The 23395-nt window shown below is 46.9% G+C and carries 17 protein-coding genes and 3 tRNA genes; 10 read left to right on the forward strand and 10 right to left on the reverse strand.

From position 1 onward, the window contains the following. The first annotated feature begins 22 nt into the window (after window positions 1-22). Window positions 23-1693, forward strand: a complete 1671-nt coding sequence (locus ACO05Z_RS16130; protein WP_421903209.1) for a DUF389 domain-containing protein — start codon at window positions 23-25, stop codon at window positions 1691-1693. 122 nt (window positions 1694-1815) lie between these two features. Next, complete coding sequence (locus tag ACO05Z_RS16135; protein ID WP_421903211.1) at window positions 1816-3705, forward strand: c-type heme family protein; 1890 nt, start codon at window positions 1816-1818, stop codon at window positions 3703-3705. Between the two features lie 108 nt (window positions 3706-3813). Here the strand turns inward: ACO05Z_RS16135 and glpK are convergent, their stop codons facing one another. The 3 genes from glpK to ACO05Z_RS16150 form a co-directional block, all read right to left on the reverse strand. Continuing rightward, a complete protein-coding gene (glpK, locus tag ACO05Z_RS16140; RefSeq protein WP_421903212.1) occupies window positions 3814-5301 on the reverse strand; it encodes a glycerol kinase GlpK in 1488 nt (495 codons plus the stop codon). Window positions 5302-5385: 84 nt separating this feature from the next. Continuing rightward, a complete protein-coding gene (locus tag ACO05Z_RS16145) occupies window positions 5386-6093 on the reverse strand; it encodes an MIP/aquaporin family protein (protein WP_421903213.1) in 708 nt (235 codons plus the stop codon). Window positions 6094-6753: 660 nt separating this feature from the next. Beyond that, window positions 6754-8316, reverse strand: coding sequence for a glycerol-3-phosphate dehydrogenase/oxidase (locus ACO05Z_RS16150; RefSeq protein WP_421903214.1), 1563 nt, complete (start codon window positions 8314-8316; stop codon window positions 6754-6756). 615 nt (window positions 8317-8931) lie between these two features. On the opposite strand from ACO05Z_RS16150, the gene ACO05Z_RS16155 reads away from it, so the two are divergent. Then, window positions 8932-9726 (forward strand): DeoR/GlpR family DNA-binding transcription regulator, encoded by a 795-nt coding sequence (locus ACO05Z_RS16155; protein WP_421904194.1) that lies wholly within the window; start codon window positions 8932-8934, stop codon window positions 9724-9726. Between the two features lie 60 nt (window positions 9727-9786). On the opposite strand, the gene ACO05Z_RS16160 is transcribed toward ACO05Z_RS16155, so the two are convergent. Further along, the gene (locus ACO05Z_RS16160) at window positions 9787-11136 is read right to left on the reverse strand and encodes a radical SAM/SPASM family putative metalloenzyme maturase (RefSeq protein ID WP_421903215.1); all 1350 of its coding nucleotides are present in this window, start codon (window positions 11134-11136) and stop codon (window positions 9787-9789) included. Between the two features lie 231 nt (window positions 11137-11367). On the opposite strand from ACO05Z_RS16160, the gene ACO05Z_RS16165 reads away from it, so the two are divergent. Next, on the forward strand, window positions 11368-11679 hold the full coding sequence (locus ACO05Z_RS16165) for a TIGR03905 family TSCPD domain-containing protein (protein WP_421903216.1): 312 nt from the start codon (window positions 11368-11370) through the stop codon (window positions 11677-11679). 75 nt (window positions 11680-11754) lie between these two features. Here ACO05Z_RS16165 and ACO05Z_RS16170 read toward each other — a convergent pair whose 3' ends face one another. The 4 genes from ACO05Z_RS16170 to ACO05Z_RS16185 form a co-directional block, all read right to left on the reverse strand. Further along, window positions 11755-12864: a metal-dependent phosphohydrolase gene (locus tag ACO05Z_RS16170; protein WP_421903217.1), complete on the reverse strand. Its 1110-nt coding sequence runs from the start codon at window positions 12862-12864 to the stop codon at window positions 11755-11757. 144 nt (window positions 12865-13008) lie between these two features. Then, window positions 13009-13194, reverse strand: coding sequence for a hypothetical protein (locus tag ACO05Z_RS16175; protein WP_421903218.1), 186 nt, complete (start codon window positions 13192-13194; stop codon window positions 13009-13011). A gap of 207 nt (window positions 13195-13401) precedes the next feature. Further along, window positions 13402-13959, reverse strand: coding sequence for a DsbA family oxidoreductase (locus tag ACO05Z_RS16180; protein WP_421904195.1), 558 nt, complete (start codon window positions 13957-13959; stop codon window positions 13402-13404). 180 nt (window positions 13960-14139) lie between these two features. Continuing rightward, on the reverse strand, window positions 14140-15396 hold the full coding sequence (locus ACO05Z_RS16185) for a glycerophosphodiester phosphodiesterase family protein (RefSeq protein WP_421903220.1): 1257 nt from the start codon (window positions 15394-15396) through the stop codon (window positions 14140-14142). A 239-nt stretch (window positions 15397-15635) separates the two neighbouring features. Between ACO05Z_RS16185 and ACO05Z_RS16190 the strand changes: the two genes are divergently transcribed. Next, entirely contained in the window at window positions 15636-16790 is a 1155-nt protein-coding gene (locus ACO05Z_RS16190) for an iron-containing alcohol dehydrogenase (RefSeq protein WP_421903221.1), read from the forward strand. A 125-nt stretch (window positions 16791-16915) separates the two neighbouring features. Here ACO05Z_RS16190 and ACO05Z_RS16195 read toward each other — a convergent pair whose 3' ends face one another. After that, on the reverse strand, window positions 16916-17704 hold the full coding sequence (locus ACO05Z_RS16195; protein ID WP_421903222.1) for an EF-hand domain-containing protein: 789 nt from the start codon (window positions 17702-17704) through the stop codon (window positions 16916-16918). Window positions 17705-17945: 241 nt separating this feature from the next. Here ACO05Z_RS16195 and ACO05Z_RS16200 point away from each other — a divergent pair, with 241 nt between their 5' ends. The 4 genes from ACO05Z_RS16200 to ACO05Z_RS16215 all read left to right on the forward strand — a co-directional run bounded on the left by ACO05Z_RS16200 (window position 17946) and on the right by ACO05Z_RS16215 (window position 21197). Further along, a complete protein-coding gene (locus tag ACO05Z_RS16200) occupies window positions 17946-19133 on the forward strand; it encodes a hypothetical protein (protein ID WP_421903223.1) in 1188 nt (395 codons plus the stop codon). Window positions 19134-19478: 345 nt separating this feature from the next. Continuing rightward, on the forward strand, window positions 19479-20783 hold the full coding sequence (locus tag ACO05Z_RS16205; RefSeq protein WP_421903224.1) for a BamA/TamA family outer membrane protein: 1305 nt from the start codon (window positions 19479-19481) through the stop codon (window positions 20781-20783). Window positions 20784-20878: 95 nt separating this feature from the next. Then, window positions 20879-20955 (forward strand) — tRNA-Pro (locus ACO05Z_RS16210). A 166-nt stretch (window positions 20956-21121) separates the two neighbouring features. Further along, window positions 21122-21197: transfer RNA gene (locus tag ACO05Z_RS16215), tRNA-Thr, on the forward strand. Window positions 21198-21477: 280 nt separating this feature from the next. Here ACO05Z_RS16215 and ACO05Z_RS16220 read toward each other — a convergent pair. Further along, window positions 21478-22680: a hypothetical protein gene (locus ACO05Z_RS16220; RefSeq protein WP_421903225.1), complete on the reverse strand. Its 1203-nt coding sequence runs from the start codon at window positions 22678-22680 to the stop codon at window positions 21478-21480. Between the two features lie 469 nt (window positions 22681-23149). Here ACO05Z_RS16220 and ACO05Z_RS16225 point away from each other — a divergent pair. Further along, a tRNA-Thr gene (locus ACO05Z_RS16225) sits at window positions 23150-23225 on the forward strand. Window positions 23226-23395 lie beyond the last annotated feature (170 nt).

Here is a 23395-nt window from a genome sequence, read left to right on the forward strand (position 1 = left end):
GAAATTGACATCCGGAGACCGCATGGGACTGATATTCAAACGTAAAAACGCAACAAAACCGCCGTTGCTCTTTGTCAGCGATGTTCGCCGTGAATTCCTTATCGCCGATATTACCCGCAATTCAGTCCCAAGCGGCATGTACTACCTGCTCATGGGTGTGGCTGTCATCATCGGTTCTATCGGTCTGACAGCAGACAGTCCCGCCGTAGTTATCGGAGCTATGCTGGTCTCACCGTTAATGACCCCGATATTCGGACTTTCACTAGGGTTGGTTCGTGGAGAGATGAGCCTCATCCGCGCTTCTGTGTTTTCGGTAGCTGCCGGAATTCTCATCGGGATATTGGGAGGCATACTTATCGGAAGTCTTCCGATCTTCTTTGAACTGACTCATGAAGTAATATCAAGAACAAAACCGAACCTGCTTGACCTTGGGGTTGCCGCCTTTGCCGGAATTGCCGGAACAGTTGCCCTCATTGATGAGAGGGTCAGTCCGGTCATGCCCGGAATCGCCATTGCAACCTCTCTTGTCCCGCCGCTTTGTGCCAGCGGTCTTTGTCTCGCTCTACATCAATACTCTGACGGATGGGGAGCATTCCTGCTCTTCTTTGCCAACTTTCTGGTTATTCTCTCAGTCGCCAGCGGACTCTTTATTATTACCGGATTTATCCCCCACTCAGAAGATGAACCCCTGCCGCGACTGATAAAGCATTTTTCCATAAGCACAATAGGGTTGATCATTGTTGCGGCCTTCCTGACTAAATCCCTCGTGGAAGTAGCCCTCTCCCGTCAGGTTGATAACAGCTTACGAACTGTGGCAACCCAAGCAATTACCTCAATTCCCAACACAACAATAGAAAAAATAAGCCACGAATTAAACGAAGGAACTGTAAACGGCTTCATAACTCTGAATGGCCCGGCCTCACTTAAAGCCAATGCCATAAAAAAAATGGAGGAAACTGCTGCCAAGACTTTGAATAAACCGGTTAAAATAATAGTCCGCACCAGCATCACCCAGAGTATTTCATCTTCACCGCAATCAACAAGTGCCCTTCTCAATGCACATGCGAAAAAGCAGCATATTAAACTGGAACAAAGCGCCATGATCATGGAGCAGGCAGAGCTGTTGCTCCGAAGTATAATGTCTGAATACCCGTGGTACACCCTTTCAGGCATCAACTATGCAAAACTCAAAAGCGGTCCGGGGTTGATCATTGAGATAAGCGGCCCCGAACGCCCTATGCCGGAGTCGGTTGAAAAATTGGAAAATATGTTGCGCAAGAACACCAGGGTCAACGACCTTTCCCTGATCATCCGTTACTACAAAAGCTATGACATAACCCGCAACGGAAGAAACCTGTTTGGAGTACATTATTCAGGAAAAGAATCCCCGCAAGCTAAAGAGATTGAGCAACAAACCATAAAACTAATAGATGAAATACGAAATATTTTCCCTATCCATGTTGAAGCCCAGCAAATGAAAAACGGCTGGAAAATCATGGCAGACGTTACCGGAGCACGGCTTGTTCAAAGCAAAGAAATTAAAAAAATAGAGGAAAAACTTGCCAACAAGTTTTCGACCCGGATCAAGCTTTACGTATATTCAAAAACAGAAGGAGTTGTTGAGAATGACGGTCTCAAGCCCCTTGAGTTCTTCAACACCACTCACCAGATAAAACGTCTTGATGTGAAATAATTAATTTCTGCTGCAAATCTCAATCGCCAGAGACATCAATGTTTATTTAGATCACTCTGGATGCCTTCCCCGCTATTTGTTATGATGGTCATAATTATAACACCTAGATATGGGAAAAACGATTGAAATACTATCACAAATTGATTCTTTTAGGCCTGATCATGGTTCTTGTTTGGACTGGGTCCATATTTTTCTTCTACAATAGAATAATTCAGGCTGAAAAAGATAACACATACAAATCCGCCCTTAGAGAAGCAGAGGTGGCTTTTGAAAAAGACCTGACCTACCGCCGCTGGGTGGCTGGACTGGGTGGTCTTTACGCCGAAGTTTCATCCAAGCTCAAGCCAAACAAACACCTCCATGTGCCGCAGCGCGACGTTACCACGACCGGCGGCAAAGTAATGACCATAATCAATCCTGCTTATATGATGCGTATGGTTTACGGAATGATGGATAAGGAAGCAGGATTGCATGGACATATAACCAGCCTCACCCCTATCCGCCCCGGCAACGCCCCATCTGAATGGGAAGCCGAGGTCTTAAAATCATTTAAAGCCAACCCTGTTGATTTTCATGCACTGGCAACGGAAAACGGTAAGCCGGTTCTCCATTTCATGCGCCCCATGATCACTGAAAAGACCTGCCTCAAATGTCATGCACAGCAGGGGTATAAGGAAGGCGAAATCAGAGGCGGGATCAGCGTGACAGTACCTATGTCAGGATACCGGCAAGCCATGCAGGCTTTCGTTGCTGAGACAAATAATTCATTCATCACCATCTGGATCGCCGGAATCCTGTCCATAGTCATCGTTTTCAATACCCTGATCAAATATGAACATGCTCGCAGCAAGGCCGAAGAAGAATTGGGCAAAACCAAAAACTATCTGGCTAATATCATTAACTCCATGCCATCAATTCTTGTAGGAGTTGATCCGGACGGAAAGATCACCCATTGGAATATGGAAGCGGAAAAAATTAGCAGTATCAGCTCCAATGAAGCTGTAGGCCTCCCTTTAGACCAAGCGCTGCCTGAGATGCAAAACGAACTGCAAAGAGTTCTTGCAGCAATGAGAAACAGAGAAATCGAAACAGACTCAATGCAGACTAAAACCGATGTCGGAACTACTCGCTACGACGACATCACTATTTATCCTTTAGTAGCAAATGGAGTTGAAGGAGCGGTAATTCGTATTGACGATGTGACAGAACGGATGAATCTGGAACAAATGATGATCCAATCTGAAAAAATGATGTCTGTAGGCGGTCTGGCTGCAGGGATGGCCCATGAAATCAACAATCCCCTGGCCGGAATTCTCGGGCATACCCAAAATATTGAAAAGCGTTTGTTCAGTGACATGGAAAAGAATAAAGTTGCAGCCGCTGAATGCAACATCTCACTTGATAATTTACGCCGTTACTTAGACAAACGCCAAATTCCAAAGATGATAGACGGGATTATGGAATCAGGAAACCGTGCAGCCAAAATTGTCTCCAACATGCTCAGCTTCAGCCGCAAAAGCGATAAGATAAACAGGCGCTATCAATTAGCGGAACTGCTGGATAAAACCATTGATCTGGTAGCCAACGACTATAACTTGAAAAAGCATTATGACTTCAGAAAAATAGCCATTGTCCGTCAGTACGATGAAGATACTCCTGCGGTTTATTGCGATGGCAATGAAATTCAGCAAGTATTCCTGAACCTGCTCAAAAATGGTGCTGAAGCTATGATCGAAAAGGATTACGAGCAGGAGCGCCCCAAATTTATCTGTAGAGTAAAAACAGAGGACGGTATGGTCATAGCCGAAATAGAAGACAACGGCCCGGGTATCTACATAGAGCCTATAAGTAGAATCTTCGATCCATTTTTCACCACCAAAGAGCTCGGCAAAGGCACTGGTTTGGGCCTTTCGGTATCTTATTTCATCATTTCCGACCAGCACAGCGGGATCATGGAAGTTGACTCAGCTCCCGGTGAATGGACCAAATTCACCATCAAGCTTCCCCTTTAATAACCAGCCACTCCTCATAAAGCTGCTCTTTAGAAAAGCAGAAAGGCCCCGCGAACGGGGCCTTTCTTATATACAGTGAGATACAGCGGTTAAGCTGCGTATGTTCTACTATTTGAAAGCCATGGTAGCTTCAACAGCTTTCTGCCAGCCTTCGTACAGCTTTGCAGATTCTGCTTCTTCCATTTTGGGATCGAACTCACGGTCGATGCCGAAGTTCTTTTTGATGTCGTTCTTGTCGGACCAGAAACCAACTGCCAGACCTGCGAGGTAAGCAGCACCGAGAGCGGTGGTTTCAATGCACAGGGGACGCTCAACGGGAACACCGAGGAAGTCGGACTGAATCTGGAGCATCAGGTCGTTAGCAACTGCGCCGCCGTCTACGCGGAGTCTTGCCAGCTCAATGCCGGAGTCAGCTTCCATTGCGGAGAGAACGTCTTTGGTCTGGTAGCAGAGGGACTCGAGGGTAGCACGTACAAAGTGTTCTTTGGTGGTACCACGGGTCAGGCCGAATACTGCACCGCGAACTTCGGAGTTCCAGTAAGGAGCGCCGAGACCAACGAAAGCGGGAACCATGTAAACGCCTTCGGAGCTCTGTACGCGGGTTGCGTAGAGTTCGGAATCTTTAGCGTCACGGAACATTCTCATACCGTCGCGCAGCCACTGAACAGCGGAACCTGCTACGAAGATGGAACCTTCAAGAGCGTATTCAACTTTACCGTCAACACCCCATGCGATGGTGGTCAGCAGGCCGTTCTTGGAAGGAACTGCTTTTTCACCGGTGTTCATGAGCATGAAGCAACCGGTACCGTAGGTGTTCTTAGCCATACCTTCTTCGAAGCAAGCCTGACCGAACAGAGCTGCCTGCTGGTCACCGGCCATACCGGAGATGGGAATTTCGAGGCCCTGAAACTTATCTTTGTGGGTGTTACCGTATACTTCGGAAGAAGGCTTAACTTCGGGAAGCATGGAAGCGGGAACGGTGAGAGCTTCGAGAATTTCTTCGTCCCACTTGAGCTCGTGGATGTTGTACATGAGGGTACGGGAAGCGTTGGTGTAGTCAGTTACGTGAACTGCGCCGCCGGTGAGCTTCCAAACCAGCCATGTGTCGATGGTACCGAAGAGGAGGTCGCCTGCTTCTGCTTTTTCGCGAGCGCCTTCAACGTTGTCGAGAATCCATTTTACTTTGGTACCGGAGAAGTATGCGTCGATGAGCAGACCGGTTTTTTCACGAACAATGGGATCAAGACCTTTTTCTTTAAGTTCGTTGCAGATGTCCATGGTCTGGCGGGACTGCCATACGATTGCGTTGTATACGGGCTTACCGGTATTCTTGTCCCAAACAACGGTGGTTTCACGCTGGTTGGTGATACCGATAGCTGCGATTTCGGCAGCAGGAACGTCAGCAAGAGCTTCAGCTACTACGGACTGGACAGAAGACCAGATTTCCATAGCATCGTGCTCAACCCAGCCCGGATTGGGAAAAATCTGAGTGAATTCTTTCTGGGTAACTTTCTGGATCTGACCAGCTTTGTCGAAGATGATTGCACGAGAGCTGGTGGTACCCTGGTCAATTGAAAGTACGTATTTCTTTTCCATTTTAAATTCCCCTTTTGGTAATTAGGGGTGAAGGAACCCTTCACCCCGTATTATCATTTAATTTCTATCTATCAATCGTGAGATTTAGCCAACGAGAGCTTTGTAAACCAGAGCACCTGCAACACCACCGCAGATGGGTGCTACAACAGGAATCCAGGAGTATCCCCAGTCGCTGTCGCCTTTACCGGGAATAGGCAGGATGGCGTGAGCAATACGAGGACCGAGGTCACGAGCAGGGTTGATAGCGTAACCGGTGGGACCACCAAGGGAAAGACCGATGGCCAAGATGAAGAAACCGACTACCAGGGGGTTGAGGCCCTGAGAGAATTCGTTGGCACCGATACCAAGAATGATGAAGACCAGGAAGAAGGTACCGATAAATTCGCAGAGAAAGTTTTCACCGGTGCAGCGGATAGCGGGGCCAGTGGAGAATACAGCCAGTTTCAGGCCAGCATCCTGAGTGGGCTCCCAGTGGCATTTGTAGGTGAAGTAGCAGATTACAGCACCGAGGAATGCGCCGATCATCTGGCCGGCAATGTAGAGGGGAACACTTGCCCAGGGGAAATATCCGCCAGCAGCAAGACCGATGGTTACGGCAGGGTTGATGTGTGCACCGGAATATTTACCGGCTACGTAGATTGCAAATGTTACTGCCATACCCCAACCCATGGTGATGACAATCCAGCCACCATTCTGGCCTTTGGATTTTTCAAGCAGGCAGTTGGCAACTACGCCGCAACCGAAAAGGGTAAGAATCATTGTACCAATTAATTCGCCTAAGAAAGGACTCATAATCACTCCCACATCTCTTAAAGCAGTTAAAACACAAATTCGTTTCTTTTCGGAAACGAATACCACCTCGCGCTCGATTATCTCTCACGCTTTTCCATTTCCTATGAGTTAACACTATTTTGTAACAAACAAAAAATCAACCCCATAATGTTCAAAATCGAAAAGAAATTTTCACTTTAAGCTTTCGGTTTAGCAAAAATAGTTTGATATTAAACAGTTGCAACATCTATTTCTAAAATATATTTTCTCTTCCAACACCTCCTTCTCCGCTAGTAATGCGGGTTTTATGACACACAACAACGTCTCCGGTCCTTTTATCTGAAACGAAAACGACACACAGCCGTAAACACAAAAGGATTCATGTAGACACTTATGCATGCTAAATGAACACCTGTGTAAAGAAATTGAAATCGAATATACTCAATTTCCAACATGGGCACACTATTTTTTTGCACTAAAATGAAAAAAAAGAAGCCGTCGGCCCAGGCGACCGACGGCAAAGGGAAGTGGTGACGGGGGTAGGGAAGCCCCCCATCGTTCTTTGGAGAATATGGTGCACTAAAAACAGTGCGAAATATGTTTATGCAATAGTCCGGTTGGGCGTTGGTGCAGTAGGGGTACATCAACACCCGTACCGGGGAAATCGCAATATATTATATGTTAGTCTACAATATAGTTCTTAGCCAGCTCCTGGAACTGTTCAATCTGCTCTTTAATCCAAGCCTCATCTTTACCAAGCTCTTTAGCCATGATTTCAGCAGCTTTGGGTGCAACTTCATTGGCAGCCTTAGCGTCGATGATCAGTGCTCTGGTCCTGCGGGACAGGGCATCACCAACGGTCTGTGCCCATTCGTGACGAGCAGCCCAGACAACTTCGAGCCAAGAGTAAGGCAGTCTTTCATGCATGCGTGCATCAAGCTCGGGGTATTCTTCAGCCAGAGCCATGATCTCAGCAGCTTCGCTACCGTAAACATGCATGTGATCGTTGTGATCGAACTCTTCAGTGTAACCGTGCAGCTTAACGTTCTTGGTCACGCAGGGACGGAAAGGCAGGCCGCCCATCTGAATTGCGTTGTCAATGCAGTCTTCAGCCATGTGTCTGTAAGTGGTCCACTTACCGCCGGCAATGGTCAGCAGCTTATTGGGAGACACGGTCAGGTAATGGTCCCTTGAAAGAGCGGAGGTGGATTCGGAATCACCTGCAGCAATAAGGGGACGGATACCGGTGAAAACACTGCGTACGTCAGCGCGGGTCGGAGCCTTGGCAAGGTATCTTGCGGAGTGCTCAACGAGGAAGTTGATTTCCTCTTCAAGAGGCTTGGGTTCCATGCAGACACCGTCAAGAGCGGTATCAGTGGTACCTACAACAACCTTGCCGTGCCAGGGCACGAAGAAAATTACGCGACCGTCATCGGTCTTGGGAACCATAATACCGGTTTCACCACCGAGGAATTCACGGTCGATAACAATGTGAATACCCTGACTGGGTGCGATGAGTTTCTTGTGGTCGGGGTTATCCATGTTCATAACGTCATCGGTGAAAATACCGGTGGCGTTGATAACAGCCTTGGCTTTGAGCTCATAGCTTTTGCCGGAGAGCTTGTCTTCAGCCTGAACACCGCAGACATAGCCGTTGGAGTTCTTAACAAGGTTGGTAACCTTGGTGTGGTTCATGGGGCAACCACCCATGTCAGCCATAGTACGGGCAAGAGTCAGAGCAAGACGAGCATCGTCAAACTGACCGTCGTGGTAAGTCACGCCGCCCTTAAGGCCCTTGGCAAGAACGCCGGGAACTTCCTGCATAACTTTACCTTTAGTAAAGATCTGGGAAGGACCGAAGCTGTATTTTCTAGCCAGCATGTCATAGCATTTCAGGCCGATACCGTAGTAAGGAAGACCCCACCATTTATAGTCGGGAACAATGAACTTCTGGTTGTAGCACATGTGCGGAGCGTTCTGCTTGAGAATACCACGCTCGTACAGAGCTTCCATAACCAGGGAAATATTACCCTGCGCAAGGTATCTGACACCACCGTGAACCATTTTGGTACTACGGCTGGAAGTAGCTTCGGCGAAGTCGCCCTGCTCAAGAAGAAGAACGGAATAACCACGGGCAGCAGCATCAAGACCGGAACCAAGACCGGTAGCACCACCACCTATAATAATGAAATCCCAGACTTTTGAGCTGTCTTCCATCTGCTGAATATAATCTGAACGTTTCATGCAACACCCACTCTATAAACCAACCGCGAACGGTGGATAAAAATTGTAATGAACATATGAACCCGAAACCGAAGAAAAGCCTTCCGGGAGTCGGATTCCTCCCACGCATCATATTTCAAAACGAAACGCTGAAAATTTCTAAAGCCACCTCTTTCCGTTTCGCTTTTGAACAAAATGTGACATATTGAAAACAATATGACAAGAATTTATTTTCATTTTGCAAGACTTTTATATAAAAAGAAAATAAAACCCAGACCTTACGACTGAAAATACATTTTCGATCAGCGAATCAAAAAAAGCACCCATTTATCGTTATCAGCGACCAAAACCTTTTAGAATCTTTTAATTTAGCTTGTTTTTCATTTAAGAATAGCAGTATGATCAATAAACAACTCCACCGGAAAATAAAACAAAGTGGTTTACCTTGCTTGTGAACGCGAGTGCTGCTAAAGAAAGGTTATTAACGATCAATTTTCATTTTACATTAAATGAATACCTTTGGGTAGAAAAACAACCAAAAATACCGAAGTCTCTCATTATATAAGCAAAATTGTTCGGTGGCGAAAGGAAGGAGCGGTCGTTTTGACTGAAAGACAAAAAAGAAAACAGAAAGGCATGAAGTTCAACCTCGAATCATTATCCAAAAGGCAACGGGAAATCTTTAACATTGTAAATGAAAGAGGCTTCACTCCAATTGAGTCCCTTGCACAACATTTTGAAGTAACTCCCCAGACAATCAGACGGGATATCAACAAACTCTGTAAAAACAACCTTTTGCAACGCTTTCATGGCGGAGCAGGCAGGGCTTCCAGTGTTGAAAACGTTGATTACAGTGCACGCAGGAACATCCTGCATCAGGAAAAACGGCTTATTGCGGAGATGGTTGCCAAGCATATCCCCGAACATGCTTCCATGTTCATAAATATCGGAACAACCACCGAAGAAGTCGCCAAAGCCCTTTCCAACCACAAATCCCTGCGCATTATCACCAACAACCTCAATGTTGCCCAGACCATGAGTAACAACGACTGCGAAGTAATCGTAGCCGGGGGCATGGTCCGCCAGCGCGACAAGGGGATCACCGGTGAAGCCACTGTTGAATTCATAAAGCAATTCAAGGTTGATTACGGCATTATCGGGGTTTCCGGCATTGATGAAGACGGTACCCTGCTCGACTACGATTACCACGAAGTGCGTGTAGCCCGTGAAATCATCAACAATGCCCGCAATATTTTTCTGGTCACCGACCACACTAAATTCAACCGCAACGCCATGGTCCGCATCGCCGACCTCGGTGAAATTGATGCAATATTCACCGATAAGCGTCCGCCGCAGGTCTTCTGTGACCTTATGAAGAGTAAAGAAGTGGAACTCTACGTTACTGAACGAGATTCCGAAGACGAAGAATAAAAAAAAGGCGGCTCACATGAGCCGCCTTTTTCATTTGAATGTTCATTTTCAAAAGAATGATCACATTAAACACTTGAGTCCACCCATAGCCCATGGGCAATGTCCGCAGGGAACTTCCACTCCCAGACAATCATACTCGAATTCATTACTGCGCCCGATGATATCATCACAGGGAACCATGGGGCAGTTGGAACAATACGGATATTCGTATTCAAGGACCTCGACACGGAAGGCCTCATAAGGTTCGGACTTCCAGATTTCACCCATCCCAGATTCAGCAATATTTCCGAATTTCTTCTGACGAAGCAGTTTTTCACTGCCGTCCAGATAACAGGTGCAGCTGTGCCAGAGAAACGGGCAAGGCGAGACCTCACCTTTTGAAGTGATGAATGCGGCCCCGTCTTCTATAAATGAACAGCGCAGTTCGTTTTCAGCCATGAGCGGCGGCAAACGCAATTCTACGCCCAATTCTGCGGCCAGTTCTTCAGACCGGGAATAGATTTCCTTCAACTCCCGATACTCTTCTGCCTGGCTGCGCAGATCCCAATCAGCAAGCCTGCGCAGGTTAATCCAGACATCGCGGCTCTCAGCTTCGGCACGCATTTCGCGGATCAAGTCAAAAAGCTGCTCGCGCTTCATACTCCGGCCCGGAGTCCAGACAAATCCGAAATAATTCTGCAAATCCTGACCGCGCTCGCAGGCAATGTTCTTCCACTTGTCAAAAAGCTCAACTGCTGCGGGAGTGTTAGGGTTGAACAGGGACTGTTCCTGCATGGATTTGTGATAGGCAAGCACATGTGAACAAAGAATGAACTCCACACCCTGCCCTGCAGCCCAGCGAATCACATCAGGCAATTGCTTATAGGTATCGGCCATGAGCACAAATTCCGCACCCAACCTAATCTTTTTCCCGATCTCCTGTGCTGCCTGATTCAAAAGTGAAAAGGTGTGCGCCAAGCGATCAGTGCTGGACTGTCCATGCAATTCCCCTTCAGTGGCTGAGGAATCCAGTGAATCAACAGAAACACAGAAGGTATCCACCCCGGACTCAACCAACTCCCGGGCCCGCTGCTCTGTAAAAAGCAATCCGTTGGTCTGGAAACCGATGGAACCTTGCTTTGTCATGTGTTCACGGGCAAAAGAAGCAATGGCTGCAAGATCAGGATGCAGCAAAGGCTCTCCGATACCGTTCAGGACCAACTTCTCGCAATGCTCCAAGGCCGGACCGAGTTTTTTAAAGTCTTCAATACTCAGATCCAATTCAGAAATATCGCTTTCCGGCGCATATTTTACACACATAGAGCAATTCATATTGCAACGGGTGGTCACCTCCACTTGAAGCCGTGCAGGATAATTACGAAAAGCTGCGGGAAAAAATTTTAAGGGACTGTCAGCAATTCTTTTCAGCATGCCACCCATCCTTATATATTAAGTTCAAATTAATTTTCTTTTTTTGCCAAACAGCAAAGCTACGAAATTCCATAATAAGTCGAAAAAGTCAAAGCGCAAGCCTCAAAACGAGCTTAAAAGCCCCTTGACCTGACCCGCATTTTCATGATGAAAAACTTTCAGCACAATCAATTCAACTTTACCCGCAGCATCCTGCAGCGGATATGACTTTAATCAAATACAGAGGACGAAATGGAAAACATCACACTTCAACCGACCATGCTCACTCCCCTCGGCGGAGTTGAAGCACCTGCGGACACCCATGTTTTCACCCCTAAAGGCGTCTGTGCTAAACTGATCCGCTACAAAGTGGAAGGTGACAAACTTACCTATGTAAATTTCACCGGCGGCTGTGACGGTAACCTCAAGGCTATCTCCGCCCTTGTGGAAGGAATGGAACTTCCCAAGATCATTGAGACTCTTGAAGGGATCACCTGCGGCAAGAAATCCACTTCCTGTGCTGACCAGCTTTGCAAGGCTCTGCACGAATACATGGAAAGTTAAGACGATTTTCATTGTCACGAAAAAAGGCGGTTGTCATTGACAACCGCCTTTTTTATTTGCCTATCGACTTAAAATTTAAGCTTTAACAATGGCGTGAACCTGCTTGCGCAGTGCTTCCTTACCGTCTTTCTGCATCAGGTGGTAAAGCGTCATGATCGTGGCCTGACTGAACACAGTGTTGCGGAAAGCATAGAACTTGGCAGACTTGATATCAGCCTTGTTCAGACCATAATCCTGCATGGCAATTTCTTCCATGGCCGGGATGAGCCACTTGGCAGCAGGTACGGTCAACACCCAGTCGTGGTCGCCAAGGTGGGTAACAAAAGCTTCCATGCTGCGCTGCAGAGGAAGAGTCTTGCCGTCGGCAGCAAGCAGGCCGAACTTGACCGGGTCGACATCAGCAATGATAGCAGCAGCCTTGAGCCAACGCACCGGACCTTCTTCGTCTTTGGAAAAACCGGGATGATTATGGGCACATGCCTGTGCGACACAAACTTCAGCGGGAAGCCCGCGCACGATAGATTCCGCAACTCCGAGAACATGGTGTTCTCCGGTACCGGCAAGCTTATTCTCATTGCGACTGGAGCCGTCTTTCTGCCACTGAAAAACCCACGGCTTATGCAGGTCGTGCAGGATCTGGGCAGCAACAATCACATCACGATCAAGGTTGAAACCGTAAATTTTATCGTAGTTGTCGTAGAGAGCCAGAGACATCTCAACGTTAAGGGCTGTGTGAGTGGCGAGTCCGCCGGGATAGCTATGATGGCTGGTATATCCGCTGCCGGGAGCGGTGTAGAAAGGCTGGTTAGCTTTTTTGGAGGAACCGTTTTCAGGCAGAAAGGCATCGTAGGAAACACCCTTGAGCCAACCGTTCTTTTCGAGTTCCCGGTAAACTTCCTTCTTGCGACCGGAAACAGCACTCATGAGTTTGGGAGCAGGATTAGCAATGATATCCTGCACTGCCTTGCGCAGCTTGGGGTTCTTGATGCTCGCAGCCTGTCTCTGAATATACTTCCATGACTCCATGACCGCGCCGGAATTTTCAGCCATCTGCTGCGGGGTCAGTTTCATGCATTCTTTAATTGTAAACTCAGTGTAGGAAGCCTCAGCCATGGCGGGCATAGTAGAGGCGGCAACAGCGGCCCCGGCAACAATACTCATCTTCAAGAATTCGCGTCTTTCCATAATATTACTCCATTTTAGTCAGGATTAAACCACCCCTCCGTCCACAGAATATATGCGCGATATTTTTGACAAATAAATTACGGGAACACCCCGTTTAGATGACAAGATTGTGTCATTTATAAAAATACGAAAGAAGGCTAAATATTAGCAATAATCACTGAAATAAAGATTGAATCCCATTACCTCGGGAATACTGGACTTGGGCAGATCCTCATAAGGATTCTCTGGTTCAAAATCTGAATAGGCTATTGCTGAGCACCCGATATTGAAAAACATCAGCCCGACTAGGCAGAAAATCGCAAAAAATGCGATAATTGATCTGAAAAGCATACTTAACTCCAATGCAAAAATACAAAGCTGATCTGACCATAAAACAGCCAAAGCAGCGATTCCATAAATGGAAGCTATCAAAAGGTAAATGATGAATTTGCAAAATTTATAATCTTAATGTTGTTTAAACAAAAAAGAACAAAGTCCGCCCCATTTAGGAACGGACCTTGCCTTTACTGGTGTGAATTCTTCGTGAATCAAAATTTTCTATTTCTGCACGTCTCTCAGCCTGGAAAAAATTTCCCGAAAACTTTCAATGGAAGCAGCCCCGGTAACATTGCCATGTCCTTCGATAACAAAGGTCGGTGCGGCATTCACCCATTTATCGCGGGCTAGCTGGGTGGTTTCCTTCAGCTTATCCAGATAAGCACCCTGCTCCAGTGCTTCTTTAAAAGCCTGCTCATCAAAACCTGATTCACGCGCTGCATCCAGCAGAACATCCATATCGCCGATGTTTTTACAATCAGTAAAAAAGGCTTTGAACACAGCTTCATGGTATTGGTGATAGCCCCCATGTTCCTTGGCAAACTCCCCGCCCATAAGTGCAAGACGGGAATTACTCATAATCTGCTGAGGACCGAAAAAAACATCATAACGCTTGCCGCGCTGATTTATCTCTTCAAAAAACAGTTCCGGCTTCATGCCCGGGAAATATTCATCCAGCCGTACGCCCCCTGCCGGGGTATCAGGATGAATTTCATAGGGCAGCCATTCATCTTCGATGGCGAATTCCTGCTGCAATTTTTCGACAATACCTTTGCCGATATAGCAGTAGGGTCAAATATAATCTGAAAATATGGTAACTTTGATCGGTTTCATGAAGGCCTCCATGGATTGTATGATCGAACTTACCAGAGGCAAACCTGATAGCAATCAGCTTTTTGGATGATTAAATAAAAAAGGGACGCCCTGCAGGACGTCCCTTAGACACTTATATAGATAAAACTACTTCAGACCTTTCTTGTTAGCAAAGAAAGTCACAGTACCGGGCCAGTCGGAGAACACACCGATTACGCCGACATCTTCAGCAAGAACATTCAGCAGAACCAAAGTATCAGCATCCTTGGTAACGATATCGTTTACAGACTGGTAATACCATCCGCCGCCGTTTTTGAGCAGACCGGAACGTTCAAGGGACCAGGCAATAATATCCAGTCCGGCAGCTTTGGCTTCCTTGGCATAGACAGAAGGAACCATCTTGCCGTTTTCAACAGTAACCAACATCCACAGCGGAGGGGCGATGATCTTTACGCCATCGGCAACTAGCTCTTCCATGGAGGGAGACCATGTTGCAGGGTTCTGGTAATCGAAGCTTTTATCATCGTAACGGTCATCAAGGAAAACTGCCTGCTTACCGAAAGCAGGATCATTTTTGAGCCAGTATTTGACGTCATCAAGATTGAAGGACTGGGCGAAAACGTTTTTCGGATCAACTCCCGCAGCCTTGTACTCATCAATCATCTGCTGCGCATACTGCTGCTGAGTGTAGTCCCCCTGAAAAGGCATGGCGACACTGGGGCTTTTCAGCTCAGGAGTCATCTTCATGCCCAGCTTTTTGAAAAGCTCGATACTTTCAGCGTGGGTCATGACTGTACCGGTACCGGAATAGCGGTCAGTCCTCCAACTAGGAGTAGCATCAAGAAATTCCGCAACAGTTCTGGCTTTAGAATTGGAAGCATCCATCTTACCCTGCAGCTGCTTGAACTCGGCGAGGGTAATATCGCTGGTACAGCATTTAGCAGAAGCAGGCTTGATCATATTTCCGTCCGCATCATACTCGGCAGGCTGGAAAGGCTGGGTACACTTGGCGGCCAACTCGGGAATAAGCAGGATATTGGTGGTTGTGGCAAGGTCGCACTGGGAATGGCGGCAAACCAACTCACGGTCCTTGGTGAAGGTCACATCACATTCACAAATCCCGGCTCCCATAAGGGCCGCAGCTTCATAGGATTCTTTGGTGTGTTCGGGAAACTGCATGCAGGCCCCGCGATGGCCGATGGAGAAATCTGTACGCTGCATAGGTGCGTCCTCATTCTTTTTCAGCTCGTTTTTCAACTTTCCCTCGTCCAAATCATTAACAAGATAGTAAGGACGGGGCCCGACCTGAATTCCACTATTCTTGGCAACACAGCCGGACCCGACAAGTACAAGTCCGGACATACCTACCATGAGCACATAGTTGGCTAATTTACGAAAATCCATTGTTCACTCCTGAATGTTTTTCATATTACTACAGTCAAATTATCCTCAATCTTAAAAGCGTACGCACCTCAAAAAACAAAATTAATTCGCGAATGTTACAAACGCGTTAACATCACTATAACTTCATTTCAACAATTTTCGTTAACGAAAAACAAACTTAATGAAACCATATTTTCAATTCAAAATTTTCAAAGATGAAAACGAATTGCCGCTCTCCATGAGAGGTGGTATCATTAAGTATGAATTTTCAATTTTCCACCGCACCAAAAATCGTCTTCGGCTCGGAAAGCGCCCGCTCCATTCCCGAGCAGGCCAAAACGATGGGCAACAATGTTTGCCTTGTAACCGGGAAATCCCCAAAAAGGATTCATTGGCTCATTGATGAATTACAGGACAGGGGATTATCCCTGCATACTATTTCCATTGCCGGAGAACCGGACACGAAACTGATTGCCGGACACGCAGCAGATGCCCGTACACAGGGTTGCGACATTGTTGTGGCTGTAGGCGGAGGCAGCGTGCTGGATGCAGGCAAAGCCATTGCAGCACTAATCCCCAACAAACGGGATGTGCTGGACTATCTGGAAGTGGTCGGCAAAGGCATGCCCCTGACTGAAAAACCATTACCGCTGATTGCCGCACCTACGACCTCGGGCACTGGTTCGGAAGTAACCACCAACGCGGTCCTGCTCTGCGCCGAGCACAAGGTCAAAGTCAGCCTGCGTTCTGCGGACATGATCCCGGACATTGCAGTGGTCGACCCTCTACTGACCCTTTCCGCTCCCCCGGCAGTTACTGCCGCCACCGGACTGGATGCCCTGACCCAGCTCATGGAATCATTTGTATCAAGATTCGCCTCGCCCATGACCAATGCACTCTGCCGAGAAGGTTTGCAGCATGGGGCGCGTTCAATACTCCGTGCCTACCAAGACGGGCAGGACATAGAAGCCCGCACGGGTATGGCTCTAGCCAGTCTCTTTTCCGGCATCACTCTCGCTAATGCAAAACTTGGTGCCGTGCATGGATTCGCAGCCCCGCTTGGCGGAGAATTCAAGGCCCCGCACGGAGCTGTTTGTGCAGCCCTGCTGCCCTATGTAATGGAAATAAATATCCGTGCCCTGAAAGAACGCGATCCACAGCACCCGGCCCTTGCCGCTTATGATGAAATCGCGCAAATCCTGACCGGAAACAGCACAGCTCAAGCCGTGGATGGAATTGAATGGGTTAAAGATATCTGCACGGAAATGAAAATTCCCGGGCTGGGGGAAATCGGGGTTCAAGAGAAAGATTTCAGGTCCCTTGCCACTAAGGCCGCACGGGCCAGCAGCATGAAAGGCAATCCCGTCGAACTTACCGAGAAAGAATTGCTGAAAATTTTAGCAAACGCACTTTAACGGAAAAGGCTTACCTGATGTCAGGCAAGCCTTTTTCTACATCCATGTTCACGACATATATCCTTACTTTGAATTAATACGTCGGGCCGTGAATCCGTTCACAGCCTTATGCATAAGACTGAAATCTATGCGCTTGAGCCAAGCAACTCACTGGCGGAAGTAGTTGCGCTCTGCTGCTGGTAAGCTCGCATAGCCATACGCTGCAAAACAGACTGGCCGGACTGGCCGTTTTCTTCAGCGTTCTGCTGGTTCATTTGAGAATTTTCACCGACTATACCTGCAAGTGAAGTGTCCCCATTTGCAAATGCCTTCTGCAACTCATCTAAAGTAACTACGCCGTCCTGATTGAAATCATATTCGTCGTATTCCTCTTCAGAATCTTCACTGCCGGAAGAGCTGCTGGATGAACTACTGCTTGCTACAGCATTCCCCATACCTTCCGGCGGGGTCATGCTGGCCTGCAACTCTTCAGCTGAAAGGTTGCCGTCACCATCGATATCAAGGTTGTTGAATAATTCATCACTCAGCCCGGATTCTTCAGCACTAATCATGCTGTCACCGTCGCTATCAAGCTCTTCCATCAAGGAATCAATCAAATTCTGGCCGGGGTTATCGCCCATGGAAACAGACATCTTACCCATCATGGCTTTCTGCTGCTGCCTGCTTTCCAAATCCGCAACCATTTCTTCCTGTGAAAGCGAGCCGTCACCGTCAGAATCAATCTCAGCAAACATTTCCCCCAAGAAACCTGCTTCAGCCGAGCTTAGTTGACCATCGCCATCACTGTCCTGATCACCGATAATAGAACTGACGAAATCTTCCGAGGAATCAAAATCCTCAGGACGTTTCATCTGATTCATCTGATCTGAAAACAGCCCACTTACTGATGAGCTGCCTATACTGGAAACGCTCATGGTATCCTCCTGATCATTTTTTCCAAAGAGGCAATATTTGCCTGTTCCTTTGTCTGACCGGGGATGCAGCAACAACAGGACCGAACCTTATTAAGAAATATTAACCTGATATATTTTTTTATTTCCAAACTAACAGAGCTTTCACAACTCCTATTTCATCCGCATATAAATTTTCAAAAACTTCTGCTCATATGTTATGATCTGGTAAGGTCTAAAACCCATTTTCAGCCGGAGGAAAGATATGTCCATCCATAAACACTCCTTTGTATTCATTCTGTTGGCTGCGGCCATTTTGCTTTGCCATGCCCACCCCGCCACAGCCTATGATGACTATGATTTTTGGATACAGACACCAACCGGCTGGACACACAACACCCAAGGACTTTCCGAGGACCTGAAAAAACAGGTAATCTCCCCGGACCGCAACGCCTTCATTGAAGTCTATGCAGCGGCAGGCAACAATCCCGGCCTGCAAACCATCGCCGACGGCATGGAACGGGGAATCCTCCAGCGTGGCGGAGCCTATTTCCAAAACCGCATCACCAGTCGCAATGTGATGCAGGATAACCATCCGGCAATCTTCCGGGAGTACAGTTCATATTACAATGGTAACCAATTGCACGCCTACGCAATTTTCACCTATGCCAACGGCGGGGCTGTCGTAGCTATCGGGGTCTTTGCCGAGGCCCTTGCCCACCAATACCAGAACCTTGTTTACCAAAGTATTAACAGCCTGCGCTTCTCTCCGCCCCACAGCGCAGGAAGCAGCTCTCACAACGGAGCTTCACCATATGGAGGTTCAGGGAATGCATGTGAAAAGCTTGTGGGTAAATGGAGATGGTTTACCGGGTCACAAGCGGAATTTTATGCAGGTGGAAGCATGCCCGGAAACGGTAACAGCTGGGAATGTATCGATCCTGCACATGGCAAGGTCAAAGTTGTCTGGGGCAACGGCAAGTGGGTGGACATCCTGACCATCTCCGCTGACGGCAGCAGGGTCGACGGACATAACCAGATAGGCAACCGGGTCTGGGGAACAAGGATATCCGGTCCGTCACAGTCTGCATCCCCCCCGGCACAGCATGTGGAGACTCCCCAACAGCCGACCCCCAAAATGAACTTCGCCAGAAAAGTGAGGGGCAATCTGGCAGCTAACTGGCGTCTGGCCCACGGCAGCCTTAAGGCAGGCACCGCCGACAGCAGAGGTGAGTGGGAACTCAGTACCGTATCCGGAACCACCCTGCGTTTTACTGATCCATACAAGCGAGGTCAGCAACGTTATCGCGTAAAAATCTTGACCAAAGACGGGCAAGTAGTGGAAGAAAGGATTGTAGGCATGTCCGAACATATCACTGTCAGCCCCGGCATTTATAAAATTCAAGTATTCGCCGAAGGCGGTTACGCTGGCTGGAAGTGTGAATGGCATTAATCAGGTAGACCATTTAACCGGCAGCAAATGCAGGACCAACATGTGGGGCATATATTCGAGCCTTCTGGCAGCCTTTAAGCGCAAACGTAAATGCTCGCAATGCGGCAAAATCACCATTGTCAGTCTTAAAGACAAGGACAAAGCGGTAAAATGCGATAAATGTGGAAAATCCCTACCACCGCAAGGACCTTCCGCTTAAAAATCAGCCTTGAAAACCAAAACGGCGAAGCCTGTGCTTCGCCGTTTTTTTATTTACTCTTCCTTGCAAAGACAGATTCCACACTCAAAAAAGCACTGTTTTTACAAAAGGCATTATTGTAAATAATTACTTGAGGAATACACAGCATGCAGCACTGCAAAAACACCTACCCCACTCCGACGGCCCTACTGTTCTGGGTTATAATTATCAGCATATTCGCAATCGCATGCCCCGCTTCAGCCCAGAAACCAACCTTCGGTCCGGCCTTGTTGCACGATGTAGATAAGCCGGAAGAAAAGAAGAATAAAAAGCGTTCGCTGATCATGCCGTATGCTTTCCGCTCAGATCAAATCGGATTTGCAGGCGGTGTTGCCGCAGGAATTAGTGGTTTTCAGGATGGACAGATGAGTATTGCCGGAACCGCTTACGTATCAGGCAAGGAAGCTCTTTCCGGCATCGCCAGTATCAACAACGCCCGCATGCCCTATACAGACAGGCTCTTTCTCGACTTCATCACCATGGACGGCACATATCCCGACCTTTGGGTTTATGATGCACCTCAGGATAATCCGCGCGGCGGCTCAAACGATTCCAAACAAACCGACCGCTACCGGGGACGGGGCATAGACAACATGTTTGAAGCCACTTTCAAATATGTGCTCCCATGGGGGCAGGCCGAAACCACTCCGATTATCACCTACAACTTAAAAGACGGCCTCCCCGTTGAAACAGATTCCTCAGCTTGGAAGGAAGGATGGAATCCTCTTGAGAACGGACTAACCTATCTTGAGTTCACCCCCTTTTATCGACATCAGGATGTTGACGATGGAGACGGGCAAGGCAAACATCACTACAAAGGTATCGGAGCAAGACTCGGAATCCGTTACGACAACACCGATTTCCCCTTGAACCCATCCTGCGGCAGCAAGCAGCGCTTGCAAATTTCACAAGGATTTGACGGCCTGACCCACGCCGATGCATGGACTTCACTTGAATTTGAATATGGCAAATTCTTTTCACTTGGCGAAAGTGACATGGCTAGACAACGGGTTATCGCCCTCGGCTTCTGGACCAGTGCTGTAGCCTCTGACCAACAACCTCCACCATGGGAAGGAGCTACCTTAGGAGGCCGCTATCGCATGCGCGGATTCGACGACAACCGTTTCTGGGATAAGGCCGCCATCTATTACAGCGCCGAATACCGCTATATTCCCAAATGGAATCCCCTGAAGGATCTTAAGATAGTAAAGGTGGACTGGCTGCAATTCATCGCCTTCGGCGAAATGGGCCGGGTAGCCCCGCAGTGGTCCATCAGCGAATTGCATACAGACATGAAGTATGATGCAGGATTCGGACTTGCCGCCTTTGTAAACAAGTATCTCGGGCGTATGGATTGGGCTTTTTCCAAGGAATCTTGGCATATCAGAGTCGGAGTCTCTCAATCGTTTTAACTATTGATATTTTTAAGAAATTTAAGTTTTTAATTTTTTTCAAAAAACTTGTTGACATGTCCGACACATTTCCATAGAACCTCTCTTCGTGACGTCGGGATGTAGCGCAGCCTGGGAGCGCACTTGAATGGGGTTCAAGGGGTCGGAGGTTCAAATCCTCTCATCCCGACCACGTCAAAAAGAGACCCCAAGGGTCGTAGCCGAAACGACTGCGACCCTTTCTTTTGACAACTCAGGATACTTTAAAATAGTCACCTAAGGCTTTCGACGAAGCTCCCGCATAGCGGTTGAGCGTGTCTACAAGACATTATCGCTAAAGAAAGCCACCATATAAAGGTGCTTCCGTGGCTCAGTCGGTAGAGCGCGTCCTTGGTAAGGACGAGGTCAGCAGTTCAATCCTGCTCGGAAGCTCCACAGCAATTTAAAAGCCCAGCTTTAGAAATAAAGCTGGGCTTTTTGCGTTTGTCTGCACAGAATATTCTCTATCTTAAAGAAACCATCTACCCAAAACGTTCACCTATTTATTTACAATCTTGCTAAGAGTTCAGGGCACTTAGTATAATTTCAAAACAACCTTATCTATGACTTTCAACCTGTTGACATGTCAAAGACATTGCCATCGAACTTATCTTCGTGACGTCGGGATGTAACGCAGCCTGGAAGTATGTTTAAATAAGGCTCAATGTTAGTGCCATTAGGGGGACGTTGACAAAAGTTCGACCGGCAGCTCTCCTGCCCTGTATCTAGTTGCCAAAAAAAGCAAACCAGCCTCACACGTAGCAGTAAACTTTTTTTCTTTTTTATGAATTTCTTCCTCAATGTTTTCCAAAAGAATTGTATCAATATCTTGAAACTCAATTGTAGAATCTTTAGAGGTCATTGCATCACGTTTAAACATTTCGTAAGTAAAATCGCTTGTAAGTTCTAAACAAGCATACGCCAAGACACCGACCTGAAAGACTTCTGAGTCAAACCAATATTCTGTAAAGCCATATCCTGAAATCCTGTCATCCTTTATTCTAAGCTCTTCATTTAAACCTTTATATAAAGCATTATCGAGACTTGGCTCTACCATAACATTCTTCTCCATAGCATCACCAAGGGAAAAAGCTTCTCCCACACTAGTGTGCCATCTATCCGCATAGACATCGAGGTCTGACTTACGTTTACAAACAACAACCTCAGGCCCATCACCTTTATTCAAAAGGACATGGCAACAAATTCCAAATGCTGCTGTTAATGGATAGTATTTAGCAAGATCTTCTGCTTTATTAGGACGTTCAAATTCAAATCCAGTCTGAACAAGTTCACGCTGAACCGCCTGCATTACTAAATGAGTATAATAGTCGCTTATATAAAATTCAAATTTTAATGTATCAGCCTCAATCCCTTCACTTCTGTTAACACCTGATAAATATAAACCATACATTCGAGAGTTATGCCTTTCGAGGCCTGAGAGACGCTTATCTAAAATACTCTGAGCAACAGCTTGTTTTTTCTTTTCGATAAGATTGGCCAAACCTTTTATACCCAGCTTAACTTCAAGCGTGTTGAGATCCCATCCTCTTCTAAAAACGACCTCATCCTTTAATGGAAATCCATACTCCCTTAATTGTTGAGATAGTTTATTTTCAAATCCAAGAAAGAAGTTAAGATTATGCTTCTTTAAAGTAATATCTCTAGAATCATATTCAGGGGCAGCATGATCGAAGACATCAATTACAGGGGGAATCTTATTTTCATATCCCTTCAAATCAGTCTTCAGGATTTGAATTGTATTTTTTCTTTTACGTCTTTTAAATAGTTGGACCAGTTCTCCGAAACAATACCCAATAAAAGCCGGTATACTCCAAGATACAATTTCGTTTTGAATTGTTTCAAAAAAACCACTCCACATACATACTCCTTATAAGAATTAATTTTTTAACGCATAAAATAAACATTCCAACTCTGACTCTCAAAAGCAACCAGAACAGGCTTAGTCACTTGGGTAACCTATTTTTCCGCCCAAGTCATATCTATAAATAATTCAATCATCACAATTTTACCGTGACAGGATAACCGCCCTCAGCACAAAATCCTCTTTTTCCCAAAAGAAATTCTCCTTGTCCAAATTTATCTAACAGTTTCAAGGCATACAAATTCAACGACGTTTCTGGGGTTCAAGGGGTCGGAGGTTCAAATCCTCTCATCCCGACCACGTCAAAAAGAGACCCCAAGGGTCGTAGCCGAAACGACTGCGACCCTTTCTTTTGACAACTCAGGATACTTTAAAATAGTCACCTAAGGCTTTCGACGAAGCTCCCGCATAGCGGTTGAGCGTGTCTACAAGACATTATCGCTAAAGAAAGCCATCATATAAAGGTGCTTCCGTGGCTCAGTCGGTAGAGCGCGTCCTTGGTAAGGACGAGGTCAGCAGTTCAATCCTGCTCGGAAGCTCCACAGCAATTTAAAAGCCCAGCTTTAGAAATAAAGCTGGGCTTTTTGCGTTTGCTACACAGAAAACCCTTAATCCTTCCCGGCATCCTCCGCTCGGAACGCGCTATTCTCTTCTTTAAACCTTTTCATGGGTTCAAGACACTTAGGGTATTCAAAAAAATATTTACATATCA

The organism is Maridesulfovibrio sp., from assembly GCF_965230075.1.
Lineage (GTDB): Bacteria > Desulfobacterota > Desulfovibrionia > Desulfovibrionales > Desulfovibrionaceae > Maridesulfovibrio.

Bases quoted from the DNA above. Each gene is read 5' to 3' on its own strand.
- ACO05Z_RS16175 (WP_421903218.1), bottom strand. From the start codon at position 13,194: ATGCTTTTCAGATCAATTATCGCATTTTTTGCGATTTTCTGCCTAGTC.
- ACO05Z_RS16205 (WP_421903224.1), top strand. From the start codon at position 19,479: ATGCAGCACTGCAAAAACACCTACCCCACTCCGACGGCCCTACTGTTC.
- ACO05Z_RS16165 (WP_421903216.1), top strand. From the start codon at position 11,368: ATGGAAAACATCACACTTCAACCGACCATGCTCACTCCCCTCGGCGGA.
- ACO05Z_RS16220 (WP_421903225.1), bottom strand. From the start codon at position 22,680: ATGTGGAGTGGTTTTTTTGAAACAATTCAAAACGAAATTGTATCTTGG.
- ACO05Z_RS16190 (WP_421903221.1), top strand. From the start codon at position 15,636: ATGAATTTTCAATTTTCCACCGCACCAAAAATCGTCTTCGGCTCGGAA.
- ACO05Z_RS16195 (WP_421903222.1), bottom strand. From the start codon at position 17,704: ATGAGCGTTTCCAGTATAGGCAGCTCATCAGTAAGTGGGCTGTTTTCA.
- ACO05Z_RS16145 (WP_421903213.1), bottom strand. From the start codon at position 6,093: ATGAGTCCTTTCTTAGGCGAATTAATTGGTACAATGATTCTTACCCTT.
- ACO05Z_RS16200 (WP_421903223.1), top strand. From the start codon at position 17,946: ATGTCCATCCATAAACACTCCTTTGTATTCATTCTGTTGGCTGCGGCC.
- ACO05Z_RS16155 (WP_421904194.1), top strand. From the start codon at position 8,932: ATGAAGTTCAACCTCGAATCATTATCCAAAAGGCAACGGGAAATCTTT.
- ACO05Z_RS16185 (WP_421903220.1), bottom strand. From the start codon at position 15,396: ATGGATTTTCGTAAATTAGCCAACTATGTGCTCATGGTAGGTATGTCC.
- ACO05Z_RS16160 (WP_421903215.1), bottom strand. From the start codon at position 11,136: ATGCTGAAAAGAATTGCTGACAGTCCCTTAAAATTTTTTCCCGCAGCT.
- ACO05Z_RS16150 (WP_421903214.1), bottom strand. From the start codon at position 8,316: ATGAAACGTTCAGATTATATTCAGCAGATGGAAGACAGCTCAAAAGTC.
- ACO05Z_RS16130 (WP_421903209.1), top strand. From the start codon at position 23: ATGGGACTGATATTCAAACGTAAAAACGCAACAAAACCGCCGTTGCTC.
- glpK (WP_421903212.1), bottom strand. From the start codon at position 5,301: ATGGAAAAGAAATACGTACTTTCAATTGACCAGGGTACCACCAGCTCT.
- ACO05Z_RS16170 (WP_421903217.1), bottom strand. From the start codon at position 12,864: ATGGAAAGACGCGAATTCTTGAAGATGAGTATTGTTGCCGGGGCCGCT.